The sequence below is a fragment of the Amycolatopsis sp. SID8362 genome, from assembly GCF_010550475.1.
GTDB lineage: Bacteria > Actinomycetota > Actinomycetes > Mycobacteriales > Pseudonocardiaceae > Amycolatopsis > Amycolatopsis eburnea.
This window is the reverse complement of the sequence record NZ_JAAGNB010001666.1, coordinates 1-6,559: the sequence shown is the minus strand read 5'-3', so window position 1 is coordinate 6,559 and position 6,559 is coordinate 1. Positions and strand designations below refer to the sequence as shown.

Here is a 6,559-nt window from a genome sequence, read left to right as displayed (position 1 = left end):
GTGCCGGGCCCCGAACGCGCGCTCGAGGCGGCTGCCCGCGGCGACGTCCTCGATCCGCTGGTACTGCCACGCGCCGATCAGCGCGCCGCCGACGCTCGCGGCCGCGCCGAACGCGAGGAAGAGGCCGAGGTCCGCGGCGGGCCACGGGTCCGGCATCAGCCACTGCGAGAACGCCCACTCGCCGAGCAGCCCGAGGGTGCCGCTCGCCAGGCCGGCCACGACCGGGAACAGCGGCCCGCGCACCAGCAGCGCGACGACCTCGATCACGACCGCTTCGGCGGCGTACGGCAGCAGCGAGGCGACGTGCAGGTCCGCCACCAGCGGGATGATCGAGAAGACCGCGCGGGAAACCAGCAGCACGGCGACGACGATCAGCGCGCCACCCGGCCCCCACGAGAGCCGGCCGCAGACGAGCGTCCAGCTGCCGATCAGCCCGACGAGCACGACCTGGGCCAGCATCGGGAACTGCGGCACGCCGAGGTCGAACTCCATCAGGAACGCCGACGCGCCCATCATCCAGGCGCCGGCCAGCACCGGCCCGAGCAGCCGGACGAGCGGGCCGGTGGCGCCGGCCTGGCGGGCTTCGGCCAGCAGCAGCTGCAGGCCGATCACCACGCCGACGCCGCCGCCGATCATCAGCACGTGGGTGGGGCCCCACTCGGTGACGTCCTGGCCGAAGAGCCGGTGCCATACGTCGTCGAGCGGGAAGCCGGTGATGCCGACCAGGCCGGTCAGCATCATCTGGACGCTGCCCATCGGCACCCGCCAGTGCGGGCCGAGCTTGAAGGTGCGCTTCGGCAGCTTCCCCTTGGCCAGCGCGGCGCTGAGCACACCGCTGGCGAAGATGCCCATCAGGCCGAAGTAGATCGGGTAGTGCGACGGGTTGGCGAGCGGGCCCTCGTCGCGGCCGAGCTCCATGTGGATCGGGACGTCCCAGTAGACGCCGATCAGCGCGGACATGCCGGAGAGGAAGGCGACGAACATCGGCAGCGCGGCCCACCGCGGCAGCCCGGACAGCTCGCCCGACCAGTCGGCGAGGCGGCCCACGAGCGTCCGTTTGCCGGCGCGCGTCCGCAGGACGAAGATCGCCAGCGGGATGAAGACCAGCAGGAACATCAGCAGCGCGACGACGATCTGGCCGAACTGCGCGCCCCCGGCCGGGGGGCTGGTCTCCTGCGCCAGCAGCATCGCGTGCGCCTTCCTGATTCCGTGAACAGAAGTAACTGTTACTGTTCGTCACACGATAAGCCGGGCGAACCGCCCGGGCAACTCCGGGGTGCCCGCAACCGGACAACCCGCACGAAGAGAAGGACGACGATGCGGCGGATCCTCGTGCCGGTGACAACGCTCGCGCTGCTGGCCGGCTGCGGCACGTCCGCTCCCCCGGCGCCCGCGGGCCCGGCCTCGGGCGAGCAGGTCGTGCAGTTCACGGTGCAGGGCGGCAAGCGGGTGGCCGGGCCCGACCGGGTCGAGATCGCCCCCGGCCGCGCCGTCCGGCTCGAAGTCACCTCCGACACCGCCGACGAGCTGCACGTCCACGGCTACGACAAGGAGGTCGGGCTGACCCCGGGCCGGCCGGGCTCGGTGTCGTTCACCGCCGACGTCCCGGGTCTGTTCGACGTCGAGCTGCACCACAGCGGGGCGAAGCTGACCCAGCTGCGGGTCGGCGCGTGACGATCGTCCTGGCCCACGGGCTCGGCGGGCGCTCCGACCTGCCGGTCCCGCTCTGGCTCGCGCTCTACGCGGGCGCCGCGGCGGTGCTCGCGTCGTTCGTCGCGCTGACGCTGCTGTGGAAGACTCCTCGCCTGCGAGGCGCGGACGCGGGCCGTCCGTTGCCCTTCGCGCGCTTCCTCGACTCCCGGGCGCTGTCGTTCGTCCTCAACGGACTCGGGCTGCTCGGCTTCGCCGGGTTCCTCGCGATGGCGTGGTCCGGTCCGGACACCTCGGCGGCCAATCCCGCGCCCGCGTGGTTCTACGTGTGGTTCTGGGTCGGGCTGGTGCCGCTGTCTCTGCTCTTCGGCCCGGTCTGGCGGCGGCTGAACCCGCTGCGCACGCTCGCCTCGCTGTTCCCGGGCCGGCGTCCGCTGCCCGCACGCATCGCGTATTGGCCCGCGGTCGTGAGCCTCCTCGCGTTCCTCTGGCTGGAACTGGCGTCCGGCCACTCGGATTCGCCGAGGCTGATCGCCGCGTTCGTCACGGTGTACGGCGTTATACACGTGGCGTGCGGCGCGGTGTACGGGCCGCGCTGGTTCGACCGCGGCGACGGCTTCGAGGTCTACGCCGTGCTGATCGCCGGGCTGTCCCCGTTCGGCCGCCGCGCCGACGGCCGCCTGGTCGTGCGGTCCCCGCTCGACGGCCTGCTCGCGCTCGGCCGCTCCCCCGGCCTGACGCCGGTGATCCTCGTCGTCCTGGGCTCGACGGCGTTCGACGGCCTGACCCGGCTCCCGTTCTGGAGCGACCTGACCCCGTCGGTCCCGCTCGCCACGGCCGGCCTGCTCGCGGCGATCGCGCTGACCGCACTGGCGTACGCGGGCGGCATCCGGCTGACGCGGCCGTACCTGCGCAAGGGCACCGAGCCGTACGCGGGGTTCGCGCACACGCTCGTGCCGATCATGGTGGGCTACACCGTGGCCCACTACTTCTCGTTCGCGCTCTTCGAGGGCCAGCGCGGCTTCGACCCGGCCGCCGTCGACTACACGCTCGTGTCGACGGCGCTCATCGCCGTGGTGCAGGTGGGCGCGATCGTGCTGGGGCACGTGCTGGCGGTCGGCTCGGCGCACGACCGCGCCCTCGGCCTGCTGCGCGCCGGGTACCGGACGGCAGGCCAGTACCCGCTGCTGGCCCTGATGGTCGGCTACACCGCGATCGGCATCTACCTGGTGTCGGGCGCATGACCACAGTGGACACCGCGGCGCGGGTCGTGATGATGCACCAGGGCGGCTGGGACGAGATCGCCCTGTTCACCGGCCCGGTGGCGATCATCGGCCTGCTGATCTTCCTCGCTCGCCGTCAGGTACCGCCGGCCGACGACGAGGAAGACGAAGATCCGCCGGTCAGCTAGTCAGCTTGGCGGCCACGTTGTACGCCTCCACCAGCAGCTTGGCGCTCGGCACCCGGCGCCGCGGCTCGACGCGGATCGTGCGGCTCTCCCCCGGCAGCAGCCAGAAGTAGTTGTCGTCGTAGCGGGTCGGCAGGACGCGGTCCGTGCCGTTGTTTTCCCGCAGCGACAGCCGGATCATCGCCGCCACCGTGCGGCCGTCGTTGCGGACCGTCGCGGTGTACGCGTCGCCGTCCGGCCGCAACGACGTCGTCAGCCGCGCGCCCGGGAGCTGGTTCAGCGCGCGCATCGCCGTGTCGCTCCGATAGCGCCAGTACGTGTTCTCGGACAGGACCGCGCCGCCGGCGTCGGTCAGGGTCAGCCGCAGCAGGTGCAGGTCCGGCAGGCCGTCGGCGAACGGGACGGTGAACGCCGCCGCGGCCGAAACCGGGGCCACGTCGAGCTTCTGCTGCTGTGCCGGGCCCAGTGACGCGCCGTCGAGCCCGAACAGGCGCGCGGTCGCGGTCACCCCGGTCAGCGCGCCCGGCGTGTGGTTGACCACCCGGACCTGCCACGTCGTCAGGTCGGCCTGTACGTGGTGGTGCTCGCAGCCCTTGCGCGCGCCGTAGTAGCTGCCGTTGACGTCGAGGTCGTAGTCGTAGGTCTGCCAGACCGTGCTGTGCCACGCCGGGTGTGACATCCACAGCAACACGCCGGTGGCGTCGTTCCACAGCTTCGCGTTCCACGCCTCGAAGATCGCGCGCATGCTCTCGTAGTTGACGAACTGCGCCTTGCGGCAGAACTCCGCGAGGCTCGTCGACGGCGCCAGCCGCGCGTCGATCGCCGCCAGGTAGCTCTGCGGGGACTGGTTGCCGTTCGTCGACCAGTCGTGCAGGAACCAGGGCGCGCCGATCGGCCAGCCCGGGTCGTCCGCGCCGACCAGGTTGCGCGTGCTCTCGACGACCGACACCGTCGGCAGCCCGATCTCGCTCCAGAACCCGGCCTTGCCGCCGGTCGCCTCGCCGGTGAAGTACCGCTTCGGGTCCTGCCAGTAGTACGGCCCGTCGCCGGTGATCACGCCGCCCGCGGAGTTGCCCTGGTAGAGCAGGTCGGTGCTGGAGTGGACGATGTCCCGCAGCGCGTTGTCGATGGCTGCCGGCGGGGTGCCTTCGTTGCAGCCGAACCAGACCGTCGCGCACGCGTGGTGGCGGTAGCGCAGCACGGTGTCCTTCGCCTGCGCCAGGAAGATGTCGTGGTTGGCCGGGTCGGTCGACCAGCCGTCCCAGAACTCGTTCCACAGCAGGATGCCGTACTTGTCGCAGGCGTCGAACAGCTCCTGCCGGTACGAGGAGCCCACCCAGTTGCGGATCAGCGTGAAGTTCATGTCGCGGTGCATCGCGACGACGGCGTCGGTGCGCTCGGCCGGCATCCGGCGCAGCAGCTCGTCCCAGCCCCAGCTGCCGCCGCGGGCGAAGATCTTGACGCCGTTGACCAGGAATGTCAGCGGCTTCGGGCTGTTGTCGACCGAAGCCGCGTCGGTCCAGGTCTCGCCGTCCTGCGACACCTGGATCTTGAAGGTCGCGGCGTACGCGGTTTCCCAGGTCAGCACGACCTTGTCGAACGCCGTCGCGGCGCCGAGGTCGACCTGCAGCCACTGGTTGTCGTCGTAGGCCGACGTCCAGCGCGTGTTCGGGTCGCCGTCGAAGGCGCGCTCGGGTGGGTTGCCGTCGGCGACCGAGAGCGAACTCGACGGCTTGCCCTGCGCCACGTCGGTGCCCGAGGCGTCGAGCACCGCCATCGTCCAGAGCGAGAAACCCCAGCCGGTGGCGCGCTTGAGGCCCTGCATCCGGACGTACCGGGCGGTCTGCGGCGCGAGGTCGACGGTCTGCGTGGCGCGGCCGTCGGCGATGACGATCGGCAGGTCGTACCGGTAGCCGATCTCGCGCAGGCCGATCTTGACCGTGCGCCGGTCGCTGGTGCTCGCGCCGATCGCCGCGGTCAGGGTCAGGTCGTAGCGGTTCGGGTCGCCGTAACCGTTGGGCCACCAGAGCTTCGGGTTCTTCACGACCTGCTTCGGGAACACGACGTCCGTGCTCTGCCCGGCCGGCACGCTGACCGTGCTCGACACGCTGACCGGGCCGAACGCGGCGCTGACCCGCACGCGCTGGGCGGTCGCGGCGGCGTTGCGGACCGGGACGGTGAGGGTCACCTCGGCGGTGCCGGCGTCGGGCACCTTCGTGTCGACGCGGACGTCGCCGAGCACGGCGGCGCCGGTCGAGCGCAGGCGGACGTGGTCCCAGATGCCCGAGGCGCGGTCGCGCACCGCGGGCATCCAGTCCCAGCCGGAGACGGCCAGGTAGGTCGGCGAGTTGTCGAACATCGTGCCGCCCGCGTCGACCCAGGAACTGCCGTCGGCGCCCTTGTCCCCCGGGCTGCCGGGGCGCGGCATCGGCGCGATCTTCACGGCGAGTACCTGGTCGCCGGTGCGGCGCAGCGCCGCCGTGACATCGAAGGCGCCGCGGCCGAACGGGTGGCTCTGCGTGCCGATTTCCGCGCCGTTGAGCCAGATCTGCGCTTCGTGGTTGACACCGTCGAACTCGAGCCAGACGTGCCGTCCGGGCGAGGTGTCGAGGCCGCGCGGGAGGCCGAAGCGGCGGCGGTACCACCAGGCGTGCCGGGAAAGCGCTTCCGGGACGTGCAGGTTGTTCATCCCGGACACCGGGTCGGGCAGCTGGCCCTGCTCCACGAGCGAGGCCAGCACCGTGCCGGGAACGGTGGCGGGCAGCCAGCCGCGGGTGTCCACAGTGGAGCCGGACAGCGCCTTGCCGTCGCCGGGCGCCCAGTCGTCCATCGTGAGGACCCAGCCGGACTCGAGCGGCACAGTCCCGTCGGGGGCCACGGCGAGTGCGGGCGGGTCGTCGTGCGGGCGGACCGGGAAGCTCGTCCAGCCGTGGACCGCGGGGCGGTTCCGCGGGCCGGTGCCGAAGACCTGGAAGCCGTTGAGGCCCAGCGGGTTGGTCGTCGAGCGGCGGCTCGCGGTGAAGCGGACCCAGCGCGCGGTGACGGCCAGGGGGATCGTCACGACGCCCCCGGTGCCGGCGTCGGTGTGGTGGACCGTGCGCCACGCGCGGCCGTCGTCGGAGACGTCGAGGTCGAACGCCGTCGCGTAGCTCGACTGGATCTCGGCACCGCTGGTGCGGCTGCGGGACGCGCTCGCGTCGAAGGCCGGGTCGCCGGGCCGGGCCTCGAAGGTGAGCACGACGGAGTCGATGCGGCAGGCGGCCTGCAGGTCGACGACGATCCACTGGCCGTCCCCCTGGGCGGCGCGCCAGCCGGAACCGCGGACGCCGACCTGGGCGAGGCCGTCGACGGCGAACTCGGCGGGCGTGGCGGCGTACGCGGTCGAGGACACCTGGACCGGCCGGAAGAGCGCGAGGTCGGTCTTCTGCGCCACCGCGGGCGCGGCCGACGCGACCCCGGGCAGGACGGCGGCGAGCCCGAACCCGGCGAGCAACCCGGTCC

At 72.4% G+C, this 6,559-nt stretch carries 4 protein-coding genes and 1 pseudogene; 3 read left to right on the top strand and 2 right to left on the bottom strand.

The genetic code is table 11. From position 1 onward, the window contains the following. A pseudogene (locus tag G3I65_RS51275) lies at positions 1 to 1,188 on the bottom strand (hypothetical protein); the annotation flags it as partial. A gap of 129 nt (positions 1,189 to 1,317) precedes the next feature. Here G3I65_RS51275 and G3I65_RS51270 point away from each other — a divergent pair. Genes G3I65_RS51270 through G3I65_RS51260 form a run of 3 tightly spaced genes read left to right on the top strand, consistent with a single transcriptional unit; the run spans position 1,318 to position 3,061 of the window. Continuing rightward, positions 1,318 to 1,674 (top strand): hypothetical protein, encoded by a 357-nt coding sequence (locus G3I65_RS51270; RefSeq protein ID WP_160703215.1) that lies wholly within the window; start codon positions 1,318 to 1,320, stop codon positions 1,672 to 1,674. Continuing rightward, on the top strand, positions 1,671 to 2,894 hold the full coding sequence (locus G3I65_RS51265; protein WP_309236081.1) for a hypothetical protein: 1,224 nt from the start codon (positions 1,671 to 1,673) through the stop codon (positions 2,892 to 2,894). Before G3I65_RS51270 ends, G3I65_RS51265 begins: the two co-directional genes overlap by 4 nt. Further along, the gene (locus G3I65_RS51260) at positions 2,891 to 3,061 is read left to right on the top strand and encodes a hypothetical protein (RefSeq protein ID WP_160703213.1); all 171 of its coding nucleotides are present in this window, start codon (positions 2,891 to 2,893) and stop codon (positions 3,059 to 3,061) included. The genes G3I65_RS51265 and G3I65_RS51260 overlap by 4 nt, the downstream gene beginning before the upstream one ends. Here the strand turns inward: G3I65_RS51260 and G3I65_RS51255 are convergent. Further along, positions 3,054 to 6,559, bottom strand: a 3,506-nt coding sequence (locus tag G3I65_RS51255; RefSeq protein WP_160703211.1) for a discoidin domain-containing protein, incomplete at its 5' end; no start/stop codon positions are given. The two genes, G3I65_RS51260 and G3I65_RS51255, sit on opposite strands and share 8 nt — an antisense overlap.

Coding starts and splice junctions, on each gene's coding strand:
- G3I65_RS51270 (WP_160703215.1), top strand. CDS start 1,318: ATGCGGCGGATCCTCGTGCCGGTGACAACGCTCGCGCTGCTGGCCGGC.
- G3I65_RS51260 (WP_160703213.1), top strand. CDS start 2,891: ATGACCACAGTGGACACCGCGGCGCGGGTCGTGATGATGCACCAGGGC.